The 23,445-nt window shown below is 65.4% G+C and carries 15 protein-coding genes; 9 read left to right on the plus strand and 6 right to left on the minus strand.

What is annotated here, in order from left to right; all coding sequences use genetic code 11:
• Positions 1 to 34 precede the first annotated feature (34 nt).
• A complete protein-coding gene (locus AC1DP1_RS07360; RefSeq protein ID WP_477506314.1) occupies positions 35 to 3,787 on the plus strand; it encodes an AAA family ATPase in 3,753 nt (1,250 codons plus the stop codon).
• Positions 3,788 to 3,809: 22 nt separating this feature from the next.
• On the plus strand, positions 3,810 to 7,157 hold the full coding sequence (locus AC1DP1_RS07365; protein WP_477506315.1) for a DEAD/DEAH box helicase: 3,348 nt from the start codon (positions 3,810 to 3,812) through the stop codon (positions 7,155 to 7,157).
• Between the two features lie 6 nt (positions 7,158 to 7,163).
• Here AC1DP1_RS07365 and AC1DP1_RS07370 read toward each other — a convergent pair whose 3' ends face one another.
• Entirely contained in the window at positions 7,164 to 8,687 is a 1,524-nt protein-coding gene (locus AC1DP1_RS07370; RefSeq protein WP_477506316.1) for an Hsp70 family protein, read from the minus strand.
• Between the two features lie 127 nt (positions 8,688 to 8,814).
• A complete protein-coding gene (locus tag AC1DP1_RS07375) occupies positions 8,815 to 10,896 on the minus strand; it encodes a hypothetical protein (protein ID WP_477506317.1) in 2,082 nt (693 codons plus the stop codon).
• A gap of 361 nt (positions 10,897 to 11,257) precedes the next feature.
• Here AC1DP1_RS07375 and AC1DP1_RS07380 point away from each other — a divergent pair, with 361 nt between their 5' ends.
• Together AC1DP1_RS07380 and AC1DP1_RS07385 are read left to right on the plus strand one after the other, a co-directional pair.
• Positions 11,258 to 13,084, plus strand: coding sequence for a DUF262 domain-containing protein (locus tag AC1DP1_RS07380; protein ID WP_477506318.1), 1,827 nt, complete (start codon positions 11,258 to 11,260; stop codon positions 13,082 to 13,084).
• Complete coding sequence (locus AC1DP1_RS07385; protein ID WP_477506319.1) at positions 13,081 to 15,492, plus strand: GmrSD restriction endonuclease domain-containing protein; 2,412 nt, start codon at positions 13,081 to 13,083, stop codon at positions 15,490 to 15,492. The genes AC1DP1_RS07380 and AC1DP1_RS07385 overlap by 4 nt, the downstream gene beginning before the upstream one ends.
• 162 nt (positions 15,493 to 15,654) lie before the next feature.
• Here AC1DP1_RS07385 and AC1DP1_RS07390 read toward each other — a convergent pair whose 3' ends face one another.
• On the minus strand, positions 15,655 to 16,239 hold the full coding sequence (locus AC1DP1_RS07390; RefSeq protein WP_477506320.1) for a hypothetical protein: 585 nt from the start codon (positions 16,237 to 16,239) through the stop codon (positions 15,655 to 15,657).
• 6 nt (positions 16,240 to 16,245) lie between these two features.
• A complete protein-coding gene (locus AC1DP1_RS07395; RefSeq protein WP_477506321.1) occupies positions 16,246 to 16,623 on the minus strand; it encodes a hypothetical protein in 378 nt (125 codons plus the stop codon).
• A 250-nt stretch (positions 16,624 to 16,873) separates the two neighbouring features.
• Here AC1DP1_RS07395 and AC1DP1_RS07400 point away from each other — a divergent pair, with 250 nt between their 5' ends.
• From AC1DP1_RS07400 to AC1DP1_RS07420, 5 genes are all read left to right on the plus strand, one after another.
• A complete protein-coding gene (locus AC1DP1_RS07400) occupies positions 16,874 to 17,773 on the plus strand; it encodes an RNase H family protein (protein WP_477506322.1) in 900 nt (299 codons plus the stop codon).
• A gap of 26 nt (positions 17,774 to 17,799) precedes the next feature.
• Positions 17,800 to 19,107, plus strand: coding sequence for a vWA domain-containing protein (locus tag AC1DP1_RS07405; RefSeq protein WP_477506323.1), 1,308 nt, complete (start codon positions 17,800 to 17,802; stop codon positions 19,105 to 19,107).
• Between the two features lie 44 nt (positions 19,108 to 19,151).
• On the plus strand, positions 19,152 to 19,673 hold the full coding sequence (locus AC1DP1_RS07410) for a hypothetical protein (RefSeq protein ID WP_477506324.1): 522 nt from the start codon (positions 19,152 to 19,154) through the stop codon (positions 19,671 to 19,673).
• A gap of 110 nt (positions 19,674 to 19,783) precedes the next feature.
• Positions 19,784 to 20,659, plus strand: a complete 876-nt coding sequence (locus tag AC1DP1_RS07415) for a helix-turn-helix transcriptional regulator (protein WP_477506325.1) — start codon at positions 19,784 to 19,786, stop codon at positions 20,657 to 20,659.
• Positions 20,659 to 21,657, plus strand: coding sequence for a helix-turn-helix transcriptional regulator (locus AC1DP1_RS07420; protein WP_477506326.1), 999 nt, complete (start codon positions 20,659 to 20,661; stop codon positions 21,655 to 21,657). Before AC1DP1_RS07415 ends, AC1DP1_RS07420 begins: the two co-directional genes overlap by 1 nt.
• Positions 21,658 to 21,823: 166 nt before the next feature.
• On the opposite strand, the gene AC1DP1_RS07425 is transcribed toward AC1DP1_RS07420, so the two are convergent.
• Both AC1DP1_RS07425 and AC1DP1_RS07430 read right to left on the minus strand, forming a co-directional pair.
• Entirely contained in the window at positions 21,824 to 22,684 is an 861-nt protein-coding gene (locus AC1DP1_RS07425) for a hypothetical protein (protein ID WP_477506327.1), read from the minus strand.
• A 78-nt stretch (positions 22,685 to 22,762) separates the two neighbouring features.
• Entirely contained in the window at positions 22,763 to 23,350 is a 588-nt protein-coding gene (locus AC1DP1_RS07430; protein ID WP_477506328.1) for an NUDIX hydrolase, read from the minus strand.
• Positions 23,351 to 23,445 lie beyond the last annotated feature (95 nt).

The raw sequence follows: 23,445 nt of genomic DNA on the forward strand, positions 1-23,445 counted from the left end.
CGTAGTGCACGATGACGTAGCTACCGGAGGCGACATGTCCCTTGTCAAACACATCTCGATGCGAGTGCCATGGCGAGATCAGCCGTGGGACGACAAGGTCTGTCGTGCGCCTCTGGACAACAGTTCGTGTCTGTTGCTCAAAAACATCGGTGACAAGCGCGACGACCCATGGGAGTTGAAGGTTGCCGGACACTCAATAGCTGACCTGCCCACACCGGAGCGCCTGCCGTGCCTCAGCGAGCGGGGCAGCTTCATGTCCTCACACGGCTACACGGTGGCCAAGGAGCACCCCTACCGCGTGAACCGAGCCCTCAAGGGACACCTGCATCCGACTACGGTGACGGTTCCGCCGTACGCATTCGAAGCTGTGCCCTTTCGCTGGCTCAGTCGAGAGGCCGTGGACGAAGAGCTGTGGCGAGATGTGGATGACTACAGGCCCGAGCGCGAAGACCACGCCCACAGCGTTCTCAAGTTCACCCCGGGTTGGTTGATGGATGGCCACAACCAGCGGGCTTTGATCTCGAGGTTCTTCGCCGACGTCGTCCCCAACACCAGCCTCGTTCTCGTCTACCTGAAGCACTCCCCCCTCCAGGAAGAGTCGACCCAACGCCTCCTCGCGGGAGCTGCTCTCGTCACCTCGGTGACACCCCCGCCAATGTGGAACCAATCGGGTCAGCAGCCGTTCGACTCGTCCATGTGGGAAACGATCATCGGCCACAGCCTTCGGCCAGACCAGAAGCAGGGCTTCCTTCTTCCCTATCAGGAGCTGGTCCCCCTGATGGACACCGGCGTCGATGTGAGCAGTGCGCTCGCGTGGGCCCCGGCGGACTCCACACATGAGTTCTCCTACGTCACTGAGCACCTGTCCGACGACACAGCTATCGCTGCCCTCAAGGAACTCCGCGCAGCCGCAGAAGGCATGGCGGGTCTTGGAGTCAACATCCCGCGATCCGCGCTGGCGTGGGTGGACGAGCAGATCGACCGTCTATGGCAGCTGCGCGGACCGGCCCCCGGCCTCGCTGCCGTTCTGCGCTACCTCGGCGCCGAGTCGGCGCATCAGGTGATCAGACGCCTGGTGGAGGACGCAGACTGGCAACAAGACCCGTGGTTCGTCGTCGAACGGGCCTTCGATTCCACACAGGCGCTGGGGAAGGAACTTGCGGCAGTCCTTCCTCCGTCCGTTGGAGGCACATGGCGCGGTCTCGAGGATGACGAGAAGATGGCGCTACGGATCCTTTCCGCTATGGACGTCGACGCGGCACAGGTCTCCGACCTCATGGACGGACGATCCACCATGGGGGTGACGGCTGCCGAGCTCGTGGAGAATCCCTACTTCGCGGCGACGTGTACCTACCGATCGCTCAACCCCATTGCGTTCGCAACCGTCGACCAGGCATGTTTTCCCGCGGTTCACGTCGACTGGGTGAACCTTGTAGCGGACCTGGCTGGGATGACTGATCCGGGTGATGGCCGTCGAGTTGAAGCGCTCCTGGTCGAGGTCCTCGAGCGCCTCGCAGACGAAGGGGACACGATTGCCGGTCAAGAACAAGTCTTGTCATTGGCCGCCGAAGTCCCGGTGACAAGACCCTGCCCCGTGTCCAAAGCCCTGCTCAAGTCCCACCACCTTGACGCTCCAAGTCTGAATGACTATCCGCTGTGGACCCCACTCGTGGGGGCAGAGTTCGCCGGCGGACTGCCGGCGTACAAGCTCGTGCACTTGCACGAGGTTGGCCGCGACATCTCCGATCACATGGGGGAGCGTCGCGGGGCGAGCCGCTTCAAGGTGACTTTCGATGCTCGTGAGCGGATCGATGACAAGTTCGGTGCCCAGGATCCCGGCGACGCACAGGAGGAGTTGGCCCGGTCCGAAAAGGCGGCCGGTCTGGACGAGCTCTATGCGTCGCGACTTACAGTGCTGGTGGGTCCAGCGGGTACGGGGAAGACGTCGGTCCTCGAGGCCTTGGTTCAGGAACCCAGCATCCAGGCAGATGGCGTCCTGCTACTCGCCCCGACCGGCAAGGCGCGCGTGCAGCTTCAGTCCAAGGTTGGACACACTGCTCGGACGCTGGCGAGCTTCCTCGTGAAGAAGGGCGGGTATGACTCGGACACCGGGCGGTACTCAGTCGTAGACCCGGCCAAGAAGGAACAATTCGGACTGGTCGTTATCGATGAAGCGTCGATGCTGACGGAGGAGATGCTGGCTGCGACCCTCAGTGCGCTCAATGGTGTGAAGCGTCTGGTGCTTGTGGGGGACCACCGCCAGTTGCCGCCGATCGGAGCCGGCCGCCCGTTCGTCGATATCGTCGAATGGCTTAAGCCCGAGTCGTTTTCCGCCATCCACCGCGTTGCACCCGGGTATGTCGAGCTCACGGTCTTTCGGCGGCAGAAGGGCAAGGACGCTGAGCGCGATGACCTCGCGCTCGCACGCTGGTTCGGCGGGGGCGACCTTCCGCCGGGGGCGGATGCGATCTGGCAGAAAATGCGACTTGGCGAGAACTCACCGACTCTGGAATGCCGCCCGTGGGGTGACATGGGGGTGGTCGAGACACTGATCGACGCGATTGAATCGGAGTTCTCCCTTGCGGATCATCCTGAGCCAGAGAAGGCGTTCAAGCTCACCTATGGTGGGCATCTATCGCAGGACGGCAAGTGGGTGAACTGGCAGATCGGCCCGGACCAAGGCGACGTACCGGGCGCGGGACAGAACTGTGAAGCGTGGCAGATCCTCTCCCCAACCCGATCGCGCGTCTTCGGCACGGTCGAATTGAACCGCTTGATCAAACAGCGCTATCGCGCAGGTGATCTCGACTGGGCACGGCATCCCTGGGGTCATCGTCCGCCCAAGCCATTGGGCCCCGAGCAGATCGTTCTCGGAGACAAGGTCATGCAGACCCGAAACGATGGTCGTGCCAAGGCCTACCCGGACGGAGCAGGGCTGAACTACGTCGCCAACGGAGAGATCGGCGTGGTGGTTGGGCGAGCCAGCAAGTCGCCGACCTTCGCGAACGTTGAGTTCTCCTCCCAGGTCGGCGCAACCTACGGCTATCGCCCATCGGCGACGGATGATCCTCCCCTCGAGCTGGCATGGGCTGTCACCGTGCACAAGTCGCAGGGGTCGGAGTTCGGCACGACCTTCCTGGTCCTCCCGTCTCGCGTCGCTGTCAGTCGCGAGCTCCTCTACACAGCCCTGACGCGGCAGACCAAGAAGGTCGTCATCCTCCACGAGGGCTCCATCGACGACATCTTCGCCCTGACCTCACCTGCGCTCTCAGAGACGGCGCGCCGCATGACGGATCTGTTCAGGCCACCTTCGCCGCGAGACATGACCGTGGGGGACGGACTCCGCAGGTTCGACAGCAACCTCATCCACGTTGCGCCCGGCAACGTGATGGTGCGCAGCAAGAATGAGGTCATCGTCGCGTCGATCCTTGAGAACGTCGCGCCCGATCGTTGGTCGTATGAGCAGCCGCTGACGGTGGATGGGGTCACGAAGTACCCCGACTTCACCATCGAAACCGCGTCGGGCGACACCGTCATCTGGGAGCACCTAGGCATGATGGGCAACCCCAAGTACGCCGCCGACTGGAGCGCCAAGAAGGCTTGGTACGTGGGGCATGGTTTCCGTCCCTTCGACGAGCCTCAGGTCGAAGGTTCTCGGGGCGTCCTCATGTGGAGCGACGACCGCGGTGGAGTCGATCAACCGGGATGGGTGCAGATGGCCACGCAGGTGCTGGGTGCACCGGCGCCTCGCCGTGCGGCTAAGAAGGCCGGCGGGAAGCGTCCATGAGTCTGGATCGCGAGGCGCAGGCGTGAGCAGAGTTGACCGGATGTATCGGCCGTCGCTGACAGACGTCTCGTGGACCGCTTCTCTAGGCCCAGCGACTGCCCTCATCGTCGGGGCCCCGACGGAGGAGATTCTTGCCGGGCTGCGCCCTCTCGCCGTTGAGATTAGGACGACTGACCCAAAGCTTGCCGCGCTCTTGAAGCGCGGAGCGTACGCAGTGGAGAGCGGTAGCCAGTGGAGCCTGGTAATTGTCCCGACCGGCGAGGCCGCGCAGCCTGAAGAAGCGGCTGACCGCGACGCTTCTGGCCACCTCGGCAACGTCGGCACCATCCTCGACTGGTGGGACGACGCACGACCCATGGCGTCCGGTTGTGCTTTCGCGCTCGGCGACCTCGTTCGGCCCCGTGGAGAGCAGCAGGTCGGGACGGTGACCAAAGTCGTCCTCCATGCGCACGGGTATGACGTACAGATGCGAGCTGAGGGTCGCACACGGACCTTCAACGAAGACGACTTGGAACTGGTTGAAGGCGATCCACACGATCCCGAGTTCTGGCTACGCGACGTTCCGGGGGACGCCAACGATCTCGCCCTCACCCTGAGTTATGCGAAGTTGAGTCATCCGCTCTCCGACATGCTCTACTCCTTTGCCGCGTCGAAGACCGTGTTCCGTCCGTACCAGTTCGTGCCCGTGCTCAAGCTGCTCAACTCACCTTCCGGTCGATTGCTCATCGCAGACGAGGTCGGCCTCGGCAAGACGATCGAAGCCGGACTCATCTGGACTGAGCTCGAACAGAGAGAACGGCTGCGCCGCGTGCTGGTCCTCGCGCCAGCCGCCTTGGTTCAGAAGTGGCGTGCAGAAATGCGGCGCCGTTTCGACCGGCCGATCGAGATAGCGGACCTCGCGCGAGTCCGAGATTTCGCCACAGAGTCAAGCAGGGGCCGAGACGAAGAGTTCCACGCCGTGATGTCCCTCCAGGCACTTCGCCGCGCCGATGATGTGTTGGAGAAGCTCCAAGAGGTCAATCCGCACTTCGACCTTGTCATCGTCGATGAGGCCCACGCGATGCGGAATCGGGGAACCAGCACGCACGCGCTGGGACAACTCCTGTCGGACTGGGCAGACACTCTCGTCTTCTTGTCCGCTACGCCGCTGAATCTAGGTCGTGAGGACCTGTTCAACCTGATGAACCTCCTCGATGCCGAACAGTTCGATGATCCCGTCACCTTCCAGTCCCAGCTGGAACCCAACAAGGTCCTGAATGCCGTACTACGAGAACTAGCGAGAGCGGAACAGGAAGACCCGCGCAAGCTTCTCGCCAAGCTCTCCGAGATCCACGACATGTCTCTGGGCGATGCGGTCACAGCCCGACCCGACTACGAGGTATTGCGCACCTTGTTGGACCGTCGGGAGCCTCTCGATGCACGGGACCGAGCGCGAGCGAAGCGGTTGATCAACGAACTGAACACACTCAGCAGTGTGTTCACGCGCACTCGCAAGGTGGACGTTCCCGATGCCAAGGCCGAGCGCGAGGCTCGAAAGATCGATGTGAAGTGGACCGACGAGGAAAGGGCCTTCTACAACGGTGTCAAGCGCCTGTACATGGCAAAGGCAAAGGAACGTCGTATCCCTACTGGTTTCGCGATGCAGATGCCGCTGCGGCAGGCCGCCTCATGCATCCCCGCGATGCGGCAGATGCTCTCACGCACGGACTTCGAAGGTGTCACGGTCGAGATCACCGAAGACGGGGACGAAGAGGGCTACGGCGTCCCCGCCGACCAGATGACCGCTGAGGAGTATCAAGCCGTCATGGGTCTTGATGTTCCGATCACCCATGACTCGAAGTTCGAAGCTCTGCGCGACCGCCTTCTCGAGGCGCGCGCACATGGCATGAGACAGGCCATGGTCTTTTCCTTCTTCAGGGGCACATTGAACTACCTGGGCGATCGACTCGCAGACGACTTCTCCGTCAGGGTTCTCACAGGCAGCACCAAGATGGCCGAGCGGGAGGTCATTATGGAGGACTTTCGAGCCGGCAAGTTCGAATTGCTCCTTCTCAGCCAGGTCGGGTCGGAGGGTTTGGACTTCGAGTTCTGCAATGTCTTGGTCAACTACGACCTACCGTGGAACCCCATGCAGGTCGAGCAGCGCATTGGTCGTTTGGACCGGTTCGGCCAGAAGCACCCCAAGATCTTCATCTACAACATGCACATCCCTGGCACGATCGAGACTGACATCTTCGAGCGCCTGTACCACCGGATCGGCGTGTTCACGGAGTCGATCGGCGAGCTCGAGCCCATCCTGCGAGATGAGCTTGAGCATTGGACCAACGAGCTGATGGACCCCAACCTCAACGACGCCCAGCGGCTTCAGCAGACGGATCGAATCGCCGTCGCGATCGAGGCGAAGCAGCAGCAGATTGAGAGCCTCGGCGAGTCGAGCGCACTGTTGACCACTCCGGATCTCCTCGAGATCGATGGGATGACAAATCGAGGGCCGACCGATGGCCGCTATGTCGGTGAGTCCGAGGTGCGACGGCTGCTTGACGTGCTGTTCAAGCGTTACGGCGGGTCGATCTCGGCGAAGGATGGCGAAGGTTTTGCCACCCTGCGTGGGACACACCCCTTGGGTACTGCGCTGCTGCGGTCAAGACTCGCCCGTCAGGGCACGATGTACACCGTCCCGCAGCTCGCCCAGTTGCTCCGGGACGAGGACGACATCCGGGTGACGTTCTCCTCCGATGTAGCCAGCGGGCACAGCATCGAACTGCTGTCGAGCCGTCACCCGTTGGTGACTCTGGCCTTGCATACCCTTGCGGAAGATGATCTCTACCTGAGGCGGTTTGGCTACGTTGGCGTTCCTGGCCTCCCCAAAGGGCAGCGGTTCGCCGTCAGGCTGGACCTGGTGACCAGCACGGGCCTTCGACCACGCACCGAGTTCTGGGCCACGGGCGTGGATGTGGTGTCGGGCGAGGTTGCATCTGACGTGGAAGGTCCACTACTGACAGGACTCGCTGAAGGCACCTTCAGGGTCGTCGGGCCGACATCCGAGACGGTGCCGTTGACAACACTGGAGTCGCTCCTGTCGTCGAAACGCCGGGAGGTCCAGGCAGAACGCAGCAGGGACAATGTGGCGATGGTGGAAGGGCGCATCCAGAGTCGTCGACAAGGAATATCACGCAAGATTGATAGGACGAGGGGAACGCTGGCGTCTCTGAGAGCAGCCGGTGGAGATCCGCGCATCATCCGACTCCACGAAGGTCGCCTCCGCAATCTCACCCAGGATCACGAGGACATCGTTGTCAGCCTGGAATCCAAGAAGGCGTTGACGGTCTCCAGTGACCCAATCGCTGTGTTGATCGTGGAAGGAGTTTGAAGTTCCTCAGTGGAGGAACAACGGGTCGTTCTCCCACGCGCGGGTCTGCCGTTCCTGCCGGGCAGCCGCGTCCAAGCGCTCGATCTGGATGGCTGCGTGGTCCCGCCCGCGCAGCACGGGCCAACGGTTGACGCGGAAGTAGTGCAGGCGCCCCTTGCCGTCAGTCACGGAGATGTGGCCGTTCGGCCGGATCCGGAAGCGGATGTCTTTGACTCCGAGCGCGACATCGATGCCGGTGTCCTCGGCCGACCCGAACTTGAACGAGACGTCAGTCCCCATCGCCGACCGCGCGCGCAGCTTGGCCGTTCCTCGCCCAGGAAGCTCGCGGGCCGGCACGACCCGTTCGTAGTAGAGGTCACTGCGCTGGAATGCGAGCCAGCCCTCGTAGAGCGGTGAGAACGCCTCGTAGAGCGGAACGGCGGATCCGTCGTCGAGTTCGAGCATGAAGTCGAACGGCGGACGGTGCAGGTTCACGCGATCGTAGACAGTGGTCTCGGCCAACCCGGCCACGATCGCTTCATCGGCCGAGAGGCGCTTGCCAGCAGTGGAGTACACCTCAGCGTGAGGAAACATCCCCTCAAGCTTTTCCCGCACTGCAGGGATCTGGCTCATACCGCCGGCCAGCAGGACACGGTCCACCCCGCGAGCGACCTGTGCGTTCGGAATCGCCCTCAGCTCTTGGGGAGACCGATGGGTCTCGTGGGTGAGAAATGACTCGCGCACAACGTGCCAGGTGAGGCCTTCTGCGCGGCTCAACTGTTCGGCGAACTGCTCCTCCAGCTGCTCACGCGTGTAGGTGAGAGTGGGAATGCGCACCGAGTCCATGGGGATTCGAATGTGGACCTCATCCTCAATGCTGAGCATGATCTTCGCGTGCCGAGCCTCGGGGAGGAGCTTTCGGTCCAACTCAGCCTGAGTCGCCGCGTCCAGTCCAAGCTCGTATCCCTGGAGGATTCGCATGAGTTCATCGCGGATCGCAAGGTCCAAGGCATCACCCGCTTCGTTGACACCCTTCGACGACAGCACGGAGATCTCGCCGGCGTGATCCCCGGACGTCGTGTCGACTTGTAGCAACGCGACGTCCAAGGTGCCTCCGCCCATGTCGAAGACAAGCAGGCGGCCCTTCACCTGACTGTCGTGCTCACGAATCCGGTGCGAGACCCATGCCATGCCCGCTGCGATGGGCTCATCAATCAGGGTGTGCTCAGCGACCGGAATTCCAGCCTTCTGGGCGAGTCTGAGCAGACGACCGCGCTGATGGGAGTCCCACATTGCTGGGCAGCCGAGGCGGATGAGATCTGCCTCTAGCTCGACGCCGACGTCCTGAGCGTTGGAGGCGAGTTGACGGAGAACGAGGACGATCCCTTCATCAACGTTGATGGAGTCACCCTCAGCCAGCGGATGTGGAATCGTCATGCAGCGCTCGGTGATCTGACGTTTGATGGACCGAATGATCTGCCGCTCTGGCATGTCGGMAGCGGCATCCCCAGCGAGCAATGCTGTCTCGGTTGCGCCCAGCAAGGTGGGCATGTACGTCGTCGCTCGTCCCAAGGGAGCCAATGTGATCCCACGGAGCACGTCACCCTCGGCAGCCAGGGACGTCGACGTACCGAAGTCAATGCCGATGGCCCTGTCGGTAGTAACCATGAAGACTCTCCTACTTCACACGCACGTGCGCTTTCACGAGAACGAGCTGTTCGTCCCCCGAGTCATAGGTATAGCCGCAGCGACTGACAATTACCGGCGTTCCGGAATCGATGTGATCTCCCTGGGCATCGTGTAGGCCAGGGTCGTAGTTGACGGTCTCACCCGAACTAGCGATCTCAACAAGCCCCTCACGACGCAGGGCGAACCCGAGGCGCTGGATTAGAGCGGGGTCTTCCTTCGCCGCAGCGGACTCCCTGATCGTGACAGCGAGACTCGCCAGCGAGCGGAGTACGTCGAGCTTCGCCTGCCGTAGCTGTGCGTCGCTCGCCTCCACGGCCTTCTCACCCGCTCGCCTGAGCGCAGCACTTGACGCGTCTCGATCGGCGAGTGCCCTCTCCGCTCGGTCTTCAGCTTCCGCGGTCGCGGCCTTGGCAGTCACCGCTTCGTGGACGGCGGCGTCGCGTTGTTTCGTGACCGAGTCGAGCAACTCCTGCTGGCGCAGGCCCCTTAACCACTCGGCCGCTTTCCGGTCATCCTTGGCCACACGCGCCATCGCCGTGGTCAGGGCACGCTCGTCCACGTACGCAGCGAATGTGCCGCGCAGCGCGACGAGCTTGCCCAGGTCGTGCCGGGTAGAGCAATCGGCGGCGAACTGGGCGACCGCTGGGCGCACAATGCGTTCGGCGAGGTCGGGGTCGAGCAGGACGCGACGCATGACTCCGCCAGCAGCGTGGTGGAGATCGTCCAGCTCGATACTCTTCCACAGGAGGTCGCCGTCGAGATGTTGCCTACGGATGTCGAAGAGGGCTGCGAGGAACTTGCTGCGTGGGCCCTCTTCGTCCAGGGGCAATCGGTTCATCCCGATCGCTACGTCCTTGACGCGTTGATCTGCCTGCGTCCAGTCCTCGCCCACTGACGTCTTGGTGCGCTCTGCCAGAACCGCAGCCAGATCCTGATGACTACTAGATCGACTAGGCACACTCTGCAGTGCAGAGGCACGTGCGAAGGCGCCCGCGACAAGAGCCAAGGGAAGCTCGTGGAGGTCTGTGCGTCCTGCGACGCGTACCACGAATCGCGCGAACAGATCGCCGGCCGGACTGGTCCTGTAGCTCTCCGCTATGGCGCTCTCAATGGCGGCAGACGCTGCCGACGGATCCAGGACCCCTGGCTCTGATGCCCAGAGCCTGGTCTCTCGCTCCCGCGCAAGGAGCAGCAACTGCGCGAGAGGCCGCTCAACGGAGGGCACGTCCGCCAAGGCCTTCAGATCCTTGACGGGTACAGGGGTGAGCGCGGCTCCGATCTGGAGGACCGATTTCTCGACATCCTCCAGAGTGTGTGGTGAGGAAGAGCCGAGCCACTTCTGGAGGAGGGCCAGCAATTGGCTCTTCAGTACGGCCGGTTCATCCGGAGTCGACGTGTGTGCGGCGGTCGCGACGGCCGCGTCGAGAGTCGCAGCCGCTGAGGCCGCCTCGGCGACAGATTCGTCTGGAAGGGGAGGCTTCTCAGGAGCGGGCGCCGCCGTCGCATCGGTGACTGAGTGTTCGAGGGGGTCTTGTCCGTTCGCGGGACTCGGCGCAGGCGCGTCCGTCACGGCTTCGACCGGTGCGGGTTTAGGCGGAGCAACCACGTGCGAAGCGTTGATGTACGGAAGCAGCCGCGTCTCTTCTGATCCCTTCCAAGCGAACTTCCTCGCCGACCCCTCCCCGTTCGCGCGAACGCCCGGCTCGTCCTCGAACGTCTTCCTGACCTGCTCCCACGCCTTGTCGACCTCGGCGATCCCAAGGCCGGCCTGAGTCAACCTAGCCTTCAGGTCGGTGACTGACAGGGACTTGCTCGAGTCCAGGAGGGCCTGCTCAAACACCGATCTGGGTGACGATTCGAGTGCCCGACGAAGACCGTCCGTGTCGAGTCGGGCAAAGTGGTTGATACTCCCGAAGTTGACGAAGGTGAGGCCGCTTCGTGTGTGGGTCTCAGCAGCTCCGTCAGGAGTGATAACGGTGACCTCGGTCTTGCTGTCGATCGAAACCAAGCCAATCAATGTGAATGACTTGTCGGATTCGCGGCGCAGCGCCAAGCGGTCGGTCTCGCTCAAGGTTCCTCCTCGGCGCCTCAGGATAGTGCCCGCGTGGCGACGACCTGTCGTCGTTGCCTCAAGAACCTAATGACTCATCGGCTCACGCGTTGAGCGTCCGCGTGCGACTAGCCTCGCTCCGCTCCGACGCCTTCGTTAGAGGCGCTGACCGCTGAGCATTCAGCGCGCAGCCCGCCCCTTCTCCAAGTGTCAGGGCAGGATCGGGGTCAACGGAGCATGCAGGCCGGGCCAGCGAAGTTCGCTAGGACCGCAGCGACGCGCTCGGCTTCAATGCCGTGCGCTTGTCCGGCCGCCAGGCGGTTGACTCGCGTTAGGGTCATCGGACTACCGGACGAAATGACGACATCTCGGGAGCGATGCCATGGACGCCACACTGGAGCCGCGGCTCGTGATCCAGGGCAGGGCCGGCATCCCGTACGTCGAGGGCGACTTCCTGGTCGCGGCGTACCAACGCGGCTATCGCTGGGGTCGCGAAGAGGTGCGCGCGCTGCTGGAGGACATCGCCGCGAACGAGCGCGACGCGGAGGCCGAGGACCGCAAGGTCTCCGACTACTTTCTGCAACCCGTCGTCGTCATCCGCCGCGGCGACCCGGCGGCCAAGTCGTGGGAGCTTGTCGACGGGCAGCAGCGGCTCACCACCCTCTACCTGGTCGTGAAGTACATACAGCGACACCTGCCGAGCGCACGCCTCAGCTACCAGATGTCCTACGAGACCCGTGAGGGCAGCGCGACGTTCCTTGACTCGCTGGACCCGGGCCTTGCCGACGACAACATCGATTACCGCCACATGGCGACGGCGTACGCCGAGATCGAGAGGTGGTTCGAGGAGCAGGGCAACGCCGGTCTCGCGGCCACGTCGATGCACACCGCGCTTGCCAAATGGGTCTACGTGATTTGGTACGAGGCGCCGGCCGAGACGCCGGCGATCGACCTCTTCATTCGGCTCAACCGGGACCGAATTCTGCTCACTGAGTCCGAGCTCGTCAAGGCCCTGGTGCTGTCGTCGAGCGGCGTCGAGCGGCGCGACGAGGTGGCGGCACAGTGGGACCGCTTCGAGTTGGAGCTGCGTGACCGGCCGCTGTGGGGGTTCCTCACGGGCAGCGACTCAGAGCCCGGGACGTACATCGACTTCCTCCTCGAGACGATGCCCTCACCACCGGGCATCGGTGACGCCGAGCGAGACGAGTCACGCCACTGGTTGTTCGGTCGCGCGCGTGATCACATCCAGGCCGAAGGCGTCGAGGCGTTCTGGAGCGCCGTCGTCGCGCACCACGGCCTGCTCACCGGATGGTTCAAGGACCGCGAGCTCTACCACCGGATTGGTTACCTCGTTGCGATCGGAGATTCGATCACCGAGCTCGTCACCATCTCCCGAGACCTGACTCACTCGGCTTTCGGCAAAGCGCTGAAGGAACACACCCGCGAGCGCCTCGGGCTCTCGAGCGACGACGTCTCGGAACTCCGCTACAGAAAGAGCGCCAAGACCGACCGCGACTGCATCCGGGTGTTGCTCCTGATGAACGTCGAGACCGTGCTGGCCGGCAAGGACCTCGCCAATCGGTTCAGCTTCCATGCCTACGCCGCCGCCCGGTGGTCGCTCGAGCACATTCACGCCCAGCGCTCCGAGTCGCCCGACGACGAGAACGGCCGTCGGGAGTGGCTGAAGATGCACCAGGAGAAGATCGCGCGACAGCAGCCATGGCCGAGCGAGTCGCAGCAGGTAGTCGATCCGCTGCTCGCCGACCTCGCGACGCATCTTGCTCGTCCGCTCACCCAGGTGGACGGGCCCGGTTTCGAGCGCCTGCGCGACCGCGTGATCACGCTCTTCGACGCCCCCGACGCCGCATCGGGCGACGACACGCACAGCCTCGACAACCTTGCGCTCCTGCAGCGCGAGATCAACAGCATGCTCAACAACGCCGTGTTCGCACTCAAGCGCGACCGCATGGTCAAGGTCGACAAGCAGGGGGGCTACCTCCTGCCGTGCACCCGCAACGTGTTCCTGAAGTACTACACCGCCGGTACCGAGCGGGCCTCGCTATGGGGACCCGGCGATCGCAGGCCCTACTACGACGAGATGGTCCGTCTAGTCAGGCCGTTCCTGACCGATCCGCCCCCCGCGTTGGACAATGAGGCGGTCGAGGCCGGCCTGGCCAGCATGACCGACGACGCGGAGGTCTCGGCGTGAAGGGGTACCAGACGACGTACCTCGGACTCTTCGACGAGCCCGAGGGCGACCGGCCGAGAATCACCGGGATCGAGATCCCGATCATCCAGCGTGACTACGCGCAGGGCCGGTCTGACAGCGCGACCACGGCGATCCGTCGGCGCTTCGCTCGCACGGTCGTCGACGCGGCGTACGGGGCCGCCGGCGTGCCCGAAGGAGGCATCGGTTTCGACTTCGTGTATGGCGGGGTGCACGCCCGAAAGCGCGACGGCGGGCAGCAGTACTTGCTGGAGCCGCTCGACGGGCAGCAGCGCCTCACCACCCTCTACCTCTTGCACTGGTACGTCGCCTCCCGCGCCGACGTACTCAACGGCGACGCAGCGTGGCTCCGCTTCAGCTATGCGACTCGGCCGAGCGCGCGCTACTTCGCCGCGGCTCTGCGCCAGCACCCCCTCCCCGCCGAGGCGGGGGTGCCCTCCGCCTGGATCACCGACCAGCCGTGGTACCTCTACCCATGGCATGACGACCCGACGATCGCCTCGATGCTGGTAATGCTCGACGCTATCCACGAGGCTGCGCTGGAGGTTGCGACCACGACGCGAGCCGATGCCGCGGCGGCCTGGGCCCGGCTGTCGAACCGGGCCGCGCCGAAGATTTGGTTCTTCTTCCTCCCGGTCGCCGACCTCGGCCGCGGTGAGGACCTTTACCTCAAAATGAACTCCCGCGGCAAGCCGCTCACCAAGTTCGAGGTGGTCAAGGCCGATCTCGAGGACGCGCTCGCAAGCGTGCTCAACCCGACGCAGCACCAGCACGTGACCCGAAGCTTCGACCTTGCGTGGACCGACATCTTCTGGGAGTACGAGAAGGCGTCCCGCAAGGAACGCGCGGCCGCCGAGGAGGCCGGCACCACACCGCCCCCGAAGGTCACGGTCGACAGCGCCTTCATGCGCTACATCGGATTCCTCATCGAGGTCTGCGAGTGGCGCGACCGCGAACCCGGACGCCGGTGGAGCGACGACGAGGGGAAGCACGAGCGCACGCTCGAGGAACGTGCGCGGCTCGCCCTCGTCGGTCGCGGCGCCGAGGATGAGCGCGCCAAGCGCAACCGCGACCTGTTCCTTCACGCCTTCGACACGTGGTGCGAGAACGGTGAGCACCCGATGGCCGTGTTCCCCCAGCTGTTCCGGGTGGGTGACGTCGGCGCCGGCCCCTTGCCGCTCCTCGTATCGGCGGCTCCTGACCTCGTCGGGATATGCGTGAGCTCAGACAATGGGCTGACCCTCCCTGAGATGCTGCTCCTGTACGCCGTCCTGCTCGCTCGCCAGCCCGGCCACCAGCCCAGCGAGCCCGACCTGCACCGCCGGCTCCGGACCCTGCGCAACCTCGTCGAGTCCGCGGTCATCCAGCGCAAGCGGATGCCCGACTACCTCCACACCGTCGAAAGCCTCGTCGTCGACGGCGTGCTCGACGAAAGGCAGCAGTCCTTCAACGCCGACTGGGCGGCCGACCAGGTGCGCGTCTGGAAGCTGATCGACCAGAGCTCCCCTGAGGTGCGTTACGCGATTCACGCGGTCGAGGACCACTCGATAGTCCGCGGGCGACTGCTGTCCTTCGACCTGGACGCTGCGACGCTGCCGAGACGTGCCGCGACGTTCGCCCTCGTCGCCGAGCCGGAGCTGCGCGACCTCTTCGGGGCAGCGCTGCTCACGCACGGCGACTACTCCCGCGACGTCGGGTGGGAGGGCCAAAAGCGGCAGCTTGGCAGCTCCGAGCTGGACGAGTCCTGGCGCGAGATCCTGACGATCGGCTCCCGGGAGAGCTTGGCCCGTGTCCGCGGGCCACTGATGGCGCTGCTCGACGACGTGGAAGCACGGCTGACGTCGGAGGCGACGTCGACTCGCAACGTACTAACCCAGATTTGTCAGGACTGGTGCGCCGAGAGGGAGTCGAGGAGTCTGTTCGACTGGCGCTACTACCTCGTCCGCTACCCCGGAGCGCGCAGCAAGGTCGGTCAGGGCTTCTTCCACGGCGAGTACGACGCTGCCGACGGCGGCTTCGGCTATGCGAGGCTGCACATCCTGAACGGCAGCCACTACAGCGCCTACTTCAGCGACGCGCTGCTCCTCGCTGCCTGGATCGACGGTGAACTCGCCGACGTCGCGTCGAAACCCCAGTGGTATCGCGAGAACACCGGCATGGCTGTGCGTCAGGCGGCGATCAAGTGTGTGGAGGACGGGTTCACCGTGCAGGTGCCGGACGATGCCGACGCCGAGATCCGCGCTGCGGTCGCGCGGATCCGCGAGATCTACCGGACCGGCTACGACGGCCGAGTGCTAGTGCAGCAGCGTGACGCCGGCATCGGACGGCCGATCGACAGCGAGGACCGAGTCCAACTGTGCGTCCGTCTCGTGCGCGACCTGGCAGGCTAACGGCCTGGCTACTCCGTGCGCGGAGGCAGCGGTGTGACCGCCTCACCTGTCCGTCCGTCACACCCCAACCCCACTGGCCCGGGCGCGCCGCGACCGGTTCTTGACCGAACATCTGCGTCAGGTTCACTCGCAACGCGAATTGAACGCTGGCCTGCATCGTCCTTAGCCGCCGTTGAGGCGCGCCTCGTATTCGCGTGCGGACTCCATGAGCTCCGCCTCGGTGACGAAGCTGTCCCACCCGCGCAGGTAGGGCCGGACTTGTTCGCTGCCGTTGATGCACACCGCGTCGTCGTGCCAGTCGTTGTTGTACGTCGGCGAGTAGCTGCAGTTCCAGGCTGCGTGGCCAGGGGCGGCGGTGACTTGGTCTTCATCTGAGCAGTACCCATCCCGACGAGCCATTCTGAGCGCCTCCGCCTGGATGTCGTAGGCGGAGTACTCAGCGCAAGGACCCCCGGCGCCGGCATTCGCGAACCCCTTGATGGACACGTAATCGACGAACACCTGGTACCTCTTAGGGCAGCGATCGCCGAGTTCATCCAGCTCCGCGTTGATGGCGCCTGCAGTGTCGCCACTGCGTTCCCGCCTCAGAATCGTCCTGAACAACGAGCTGCAGGAAGGCGGCTGCAGTCCTTCGCCCGAGTTCGCCTGATCGAGCGCGTTGGCGCCCGTGGGTGAGTAAGGAGAGGACGCGCAGCTCGACAACACCGCCGCCATCAAGGCGACACTGAGTGGCCGGCCGATGCTCATCGTGGATCACCCGCCGGCGTAGTCGCAGGCGACAGCGTTGTAGCTATGCATCGTGGGGTCGTCGGTGGCGTGGAAGCGGGAGTTGCCACTCTTCCTCACAGTGAGAGAACTCAGCTGAGCCGCGGGAATCGGCGTAGCGCCCGACAGGCTGGCAAGCCGACCGTTGCGGACCGATGCCGAGATCGCGGAGTACGGGGTCCCCCTCTCATCAACGAGGACCTCATACTTCCCCGAGGCGTTCACATGGACCGCCGTGCAGGCGTAGGCACCGTCCTTGAGCTTCGCGAATGAGGACTGACTCGTGTACCACCAAGTTGCTCCTACGGCGAGAACTACCAGAGCCACGTACGGCTTCCACGTCCGCCAAATCGAGCGCTCCAACATGTCCCCCACCGTTCGTACCTGATTCGGCCTTGCACCCGGAGCAGCGGCTTCCCTGCTGCCGAACCGTGCAAGGTCGTCCGCGCCTGACGCTACTGGGCGCACATCCCGTCGCGCAGGGAATCGGTTTGAAATACGAGTTGCGGTGTGGACGGCGTCGACCGACAGCCCGAGGGATCCGAGCGAGCGAGGGCCATTGATTCGGACCCCGGGCGCAGAGTACGCACACCCGACGCCGACGAAGGAGGACGAGATGGCTGAGCGGATGGCACTGTCACTCGAGCCCGACTTCGCGTCGGGCAGGTGGGCCTGGAGCCTCATGGGGGAGAGCTTCGGGTCCACCGGGTCCGTCCGTGCGCACGACCGGGAGGACGCCGTGCTGTGCGCGCTGGCGGTTGCCTTTCCCGCCGTGCAGGCCCGGGGCCCGGCCGAGATCGTCGTGACCCTGCCGCCGACCGCGCGGCTGTGGTCGTACGCCGCCGAGGTGGAGGCCCACTTCACGGGTGTGAGCCTCGTGGCCTACACCGCCGCCGATGCTGCCCTCCGCTCCGCCGCCATGCGTGCGCTCAGCCCAGTGCAGACCGTCGTTGCTCCACCCACCGGGTCGCTCACCGTCGCCACCGACGGCTCCGCTACCCGTGGCCGTATCGGCTGGGGGTGGCTGGCGGAGGACGGACTGCACGGGCACGGCACCGAGACGCCGTCCGTCAGGCAGTGCGCCAGGCGCAGGCACCCCGTGCTCGCCGAGCTCCGCGCCATCTCGCAAGCCATCTCGGCGCTGCCGCAGCGGGACCTCTTGATCCGCACCGACTGCCGGGCCGCGGTCTCCCTCGTGGAGGAGTGGGCCGTCGGCGGCGTCAGGCTTCCCGACGGGTACGTAGCGACCCACCACACCGCGGTCAAGCGAGGCGGGCTCCTGTGGATGCAGGAGCAGGTCCGCGAGGAGGCGCCCCGACTCGACATCGGCTGGGTGCGCGGCCACGCAGGTGACCCGCTCAACGAGGGGGCCGACTCCCTGGCCAAGCTCGCCCGCCGCGGCGCCGAGGGCACCTGGGGTTTCACCGCGGACGACGTACCACGGCGTGCCCGCGAGATCGCCGACGCCTTCACCACCGCGCACCCCCAGACCACTCGGTCCGCCACCGCGGCCTGAGCTTCCCAACGATCCTGGAGGATCCCATGAAGATCAACGCACTGCTCGACGTCAACGTCGTCGCTCACGAGACCGAGGACGAGGTCACCGTTCTGCTCGAGCTCGAGGCTCCTGCCGCGGTGGCCGACGCAGGCCGGCCGCAGGCCTCGCTTCAGGTCGTCCTCGACCGCTCCGGGTCCATGCACGGAGCCCCGCTTGAGGGAGCCAAGAAGGCCCTCATCGCGCTGGTGCGTCGCCTGGAGCCAAGCGACAACTTCGGGCTGGTCACCTTCGACGACTCCGCCCAGGTCGTCGTGCCTGCCGGTTCGCTTTCTGACAAGGAGGCTGTGATCGCCCAGATCCAGGCTGTCCACTCGGGTGGTTCGACCGACCTGTCCGCCGGCTACCTTCGCGGTCTCCGCGAGATCCGTCGGGTCATCCCCGCCGACGGCGACCGACGGGGCAGCGGCACGGTCCTGGTCATCTCCGACGGCCACGTCAACGCGGGCATCAAGGGCGTCGACGAGTTCGCCTCGGTCACCTCCAAGGCCTACGCCGACAGCATCGTCACCTCCACGCTCGGCTACGGCCGCGGCTACGACGAGACGCTGCTCACCGCGATCGCACGCTCGGGCTCCGGCAACCACGTCTTTGCCGACAACCCCGACTCTGCCGGGGCAGCCATCGCCGGGGAGGTCGACGGCCTGCTCAACAAGGTCGTGCAGGCGCTGTCGCTGACGGTGGTCTTCGAGCCGGCCGTGGAGTTCCTGCGGCTCTACAACGACCTGCCGGCACAGCAGATCGGCGACGGGCGGGTCATGATCGAGCTCGGTGACCTCTACAGCGAGGAGGCACGCAAGGTCCTGCTGAAGCTCAAGGTCCCGGCGCTCACCTCCCTCGGCCTCGCCCGGGTCGCGACCCTCGAGCTCGCCTACGTCGAGCTACCGGGCCTCATCGAACACGTCGTCTCGCTGCCGGTCAGCGTCAACGTCGTGCCGGGCGACGAAGCGGCTGGTCGGATCGCTCACCCGAGCGTGCAGTCCGAGGTCCTGTTCCAGGAGGCCCAGGACGTGAAGCGCCAGGCGTCCGAGGCGTTCGAGCGCGGGCAGTTCGATGAGGGCCAGCGGCTCATCGGCGAGACCAAGACTCGACTGACTCAGTCCCTCCAAGTGGCCCCCGAGAAGCTCAAGCCCGAGATCCAGGTCGAGCTCGACGACGTCGCACGGATGGAGCAGTTGGGCCACGACAGCGGCCACATGGGCGCGCCGATGATGTCGAAGATGTCCCGGGACTCCTACCACCGGATGAACCGCAAGCGCGGTCGGCGAATCGACCCCGACCAGGACGGGCGCTGACGCAGAAGCGTGATTGTTTCGGACCCCTGGCGCACCCTGCTCCCATGAGCGAAATCATCAATGAGGTCAGCGCCGCTGAGGAGCCCGCGACCGTCTACTTCCGCACGGCCACGGGCACCCGCGTCCACCGGCCCGAGTGCCCGCACCTCGTCGGCACCGACGTCCACGTTGCTTCCCCCGTCGAGCGGCTGCAACACCCTGTCTGTGACTGGTCGCGAGCCCAGGACGAGGGCTACGGCCGCGAGCACTTCGACACGGTGGAGGACGCCATGCGGCGCCTGGGAGTGCCGGTCGAGGCGCACGACACCATCCTGGGTGCCCTGCGCTTCGTCCGGCACGACGAGGTGTTCACCGTGAACAGCCTGACTTACGGCGCGCTCGGCGCCCGGGGCCGCACGGTCGCTGGCTTCGGCAAGACGTTCTATTGGGTGGGCGACGAGCGGATCAACCTCCCGTCGTACGTCGACAGCTCGCGTTCGGGTCACACCGCGCCCAAGGCGCACGGCGGCTCATGTTCCGGCTGCCACCTCGAGCTGCCCCTCACCGGGGTCTGCGACGACTGCTGAGCCGTCCTGTTTCCACCCCGCGCCCCACCGATTCGGGGCACGATGGACGGCCTACAGGCAGCCGAGCGGGGGAGACGCCCATGCCACCAGGTCGAAGTGCAGTCATTGCGATGCAGCGTCTCGCGCGCATCCTCGCCGTCCTTGACGATGCCGGCGTCGTGGGGGCGACGGCCGAGCGCCTGGTCTCCGTTGCTGGCTATGGCGACAAGGCACCCGAGGACCAGCTCAGCCTCGATCTCAAGAACCTCCGCAAGCAGGGCTGGCAGATCGACAACGTGGCGCCCGCCGGCGCGCCGGGTCGCTACCGGATGGTGAGCGGCGACAACCGGCTTCAGGTCAAGCTCACGGCACCCCAACGAGCCGCCCTCCAGCGTGCAGTGCTCCTGGCCGAACGGTCTGACCTCGCCAAGCGCCTCGGTGTCCGCCCCGCCGCGGTCCCCGAGGGGGTCGGCAGCATCGTGATCCGGAAACCGAAGGGCGACAAGCTCTCGCTCGCCTTCCAGTCCGTGCAGCTCCGCAGCCGGATCAGGTTCACTTACAAGGGAACGTCGCGGCTGGTGCACCCCGGGACGGTCCGCTTCCAGAACTACAAGTGGTACCTCAGTGGCGTCGAGGACGGGTCCGGCCTCGTGAAGCACTTCGTGGTCAGCGAGATGAGCGACATCGCGCTGGACCCTCCCGGTACTGGTGCCGAGGTGCCGTCAGTGAGGCGCATCCCCCTGCACCCGCTCCGGTGGGAGGTCGACGCGCCGACGGAGGTCACGCTGCGCACGACCCGCGACTTCGTGCCCGACGTCATCCGATGGCTCAACGAGCCCGACTCCCAGGTCGAGCGCGAGGGCGCAGTCGACCTGACCTACACCGTGACGCATCGGCACGCCTTCCGCGCCCGCCTCTACGTCCTCGGCCCGCGGGTCACGATCACCCAAGGCGCCGATGTGTACGACGAGCTGGTCGCCGAGCTGCGCGAGATGGCGGGTCTGTGATGGCCGGGCCCAAGTTCCTCGAGCGCATCGCCCGCCTTCCCGAGGTGCTCAACGTCCTTGGCGCCTACCCCGACGGGTTGCCTCTGAGCGAGCTTGCCGCCCAGTTCGGCCTCGGCGTCGAGACCATGCGCGAGGACCTCGTCACCTACCTCGACCTGGAGTCGTGGGGCTGGACGTTCGACATCTTCCGCAAGCCTGCCCTGGAGTTCGTGCAGCCCGAGCCTGACCATGTGACGGACGGGGCCGGGCGCACCGTCGTGCGCGTCGTGCCGGATGCCATCCCCGGACTCGGCGCAGAGCACCTGTCCGCCGGTGACCTCGCCACGCTCTACACCGCCGGTACGGCGCTGCTCGAGGTCGACCCGGACGATGCCGATCTCGCCGCGGCGCTCGCCGTCATCGCAGAGACGATGTACGGGCAGCCGGCCGCGACACCGTATGTGGGTGACTGGACCCGCCATGTCAAGGACCTCCAGGACGCGCAGGAGCAGAGGCGCAAGGTTCGGATCGTCTACTCCCGCGCCTGGCGTCCGGGCGTGACCGACCGGGTCGTCGAGCCGCTGCGGCTCGTCCAGACGCGTCGTGGCTGGGAGGTCGACGCCGGACCGGTCGGACCGGAGGGCAATCTGCGGACCTTCCTGCTCTCCAACGTGAGGGCCGTCGAGGTGCTGGACCAGGGGTTCGAGCCTCCCTCCGGCGTCGAATCGCTGCTGACGAAGCAGCGCGCGACGACCACGGTTCGGATGCAGCTCGCGCAGGACGCCCGATGGGCCGCACGTCAGCACGCCGAGGGTGTCACCGTCGTGGCCGAGGACGAGGAGACCTTCACTGCCAACCTCGATCTGCTCGCGCCGGTCGGCGAGCGGATGGGTCTGATCATGCTGGCGAGCGGTCCCGCGACCCGCGTCATCTCACCGGGGTCCGTCCTGCCGGAGGCCATGGGCCTCGTCGAGGAGCTCATGCACCATCACGAGTCGGCAGGGCGCCCGACAGGCTGAGCAGCACTCACCACTCCTCCATCACGGGCTCGCCACAGTTAGGGCAGCTCATCTGCTCGGCACTCTCGCCTTCGGGCACTTTCCCGGTCGACGTGCAGTACTCGCAGATCCATCTCGCCATGAGTCGACGGTAACTGTGTCGCGGGTTGTGCGTGCTCGTCGCCGATCAGTTCCGGACGGGCTCGAAGGCGCGGACAGGCGTCCAGTAACGCCGGTCGAGGGCGAAGTCGTGACTTCCGTCGCGCCCTCCGGTCCAAGCCGACGCTCGAGCACTCCGGCCACCCACCCGCATGCAACGGCGCGGCACAGTCATGACCACGCTCCGCTTCTCGAGCGTGATCTCCAGACGAGGACATCGAACGCGCTCGGGCCGGCCTTCGTCGGAGGCCAGAACGGCCAGGTTCAGCGTGGCTTTCGGGCCGCGGGGAGTCCGTCGCCAGGTGACGAGGTACCCACGCCGCGCCCCGGCGTCCACTGCGGCGGTGGCCGAAGAGATCTCGCGTCGGTAGTTGTTCCACATCTGGATCTCGACTCTGGTGTAGTCCGGAGCGTTGCGCAGCTTCAGGGCTTTGATGTCCACGGCCCCAGCGCCGTACTCGGCGTAGCGATCGGGGTAGACCCCTTCTTGGGCGGCGTACCGCACCTCCACCGGGACGGTGACAACCTGTTGCCGGACGCCATAACCAGCCACCTCGACGTCCCACCAGCCCTCAGGTGCGGTACCAACGGCGTCCCAACTCCAGGAGTACGTGCCGACAGCGAGCTCGCCGAACCGGTGCTGGACTATGTATCCCCGTCCGCGCTGGACGTGGAGGTGAAACTCCCCGGGCTGGTGCACTGTCAGCGTCACTGTCACCGACTCACCACCGTCCTCAGGGTCGGGCCATACCTTGGTGTCCGAGACGGTCACCGACATCATCTCCGAGTGTTGGGTCGCCGGCTCCTCGCCAGCTGCCGGGCTGTGCCACGAAGCCGTTGCCATCGCGAGACTGACCGTCAGCCCACGCACGACGTGCAAGCCGATCATCACTATCCAATCCCCTCGTGTGTCTAGTTGAGGATTCTTGCCCACGCCCTTCGTAATGACATGCGAATGGCCAACGGATCAGCGTCGCTTCCGATAAAGCGTGGCCGGGCGCCCCCGAAGCCCGTCGGAGACAACGACCTTGCCGTTGCGTGTCAACGGCTCGACGTACTCCCGCATCCGCCGGTTGAAGTTGTCCTTGTGCAGGTCGGCGCCCACCACCGCCTCGTGCACCTTGCGGAGCTGTCGCAGGGTGAACGGCTCGGGCAGGAACCCGTCGGGGTCGGGATGGATGTCGACGTAGCGGTAGCGGATCTCGTAGTGCTGCCGGAGGGCCTCCACCGCCGCCGAGACGATCTCGTCGTGGTCGAAGAGCAGCCGCGGCTCGCCGCGGAGGCGTCCGTCGGGACCCACGGGCACCAGGTCGCCGCTGGCGTCCAGCAGCTCGGCCTCCGGGAGCGAGAGCGAGTGCGCGGCTGAGATCACCCAGCTGCGGTCATCACGATCGGGGTCGTCGAACAGCCGCAGCAGCCGCGGCCGGTTGCGTTCCGAGGGCTCGATGCCGACCTTGCGACGCAGGACGTCGTCGACGGTCCGGTCGACGGTCCACCGCTCCCGGATGAAGCCGCCGGGAAGTGAGCGGCCGTGGGGCTCGCGTCGGTCCTGCACCAGGACGCGAAGCTGGGGGTTTGTTTCGGAGGGTCCGCTTACGGTCAGCACAGCGACATCGACAGTGACACCGGGTCGGGGGAACGAGTCGAGGT

The sequence above is a fragment of the Nocardioides sp. P4_G10 genome (assembly GCF_056401175.1).

What these genes read in the sequence shown, in the direction of transcription:
- AC1DP1_RS07360 (WP_477506314.1), top strand. Translation starts at nt 35, where the DNA reads ATGTCCCTTGTCAAACACATCTCGATGCGAGTGCCATGGCGAGATCAG.
- AC1DP1_RS07380 (WP_477506318.1), top strand. Translation starts at nt 11,258, where the DNA reads ATGGACGCCACACTGGAGCCGCGGCTCGTGATCCAGGGCAGGGCCGGC.
- AC1DP1_RS07390 (WP_477506320.1), bottom strand. Translation starts at nt 16,239, where the DNA reads ATGAGCATCGGCCGGCCACTCAGTGTCGCCTTGATGGCGGCGGTGTTG.
- AC1DP1_RS07395 (WP_477506321.1), bottom strand. Translation starts at nt 16,623, where the DNA reads ATGTTGGAGCGCTCGATTTGGCGGACGTGGAAGCCGTACGTGGCTCTG.
- AC1DP1_RS07400 (WP_477506322.1), top strand. Translation starts at nt 16,874, where the DNA reads ATGGCTGAGCGGATGGCACTGTCACTCGAGCCCGACTTCGCGTCGGGC.
- AC1DP1_RS07405 (WP_477506323.1), top strand. Translation starts at nt 17,800, where the DNA reads ATGAAGATCAACGCACTGCTCGACGTCAACGTCGTCGCTCACGAGACC.
- AC1DP1_RS07410 (WP_477506324.1), top strand. Translation starts at nt 19,152, where the DNA reads ATGAGCGAAATCATCAATGAGGTCAGCGCCGCTGAGGAGCCCGCGACC.
- AC1DP1_RS07415 (WP_477506325.1), top strand. Translation starts at nt 19,784, where the DNA reads ATGCAGCGTCTCGCGCGCATCCTCGCCGTCCTTGACGATGCCGGCGTC.
- AC1DP1_RS07420 (WP_477506326.1), top strand. Translation starts at nt 20,659, where the DNA reads ATGGCCGGGCCCAAGTTCCTCGAGCGCATCGCCCGCCTTCCCGAGGTG.
- AC1DP1_RS07425 (WP_477506327.1), bottom strand. Translation starts at nt 22,684, where the DNA reads ATGATCGGCTTGCACGTCGTGCGTGGGCTGACGGTCAGTCTCGCGATG.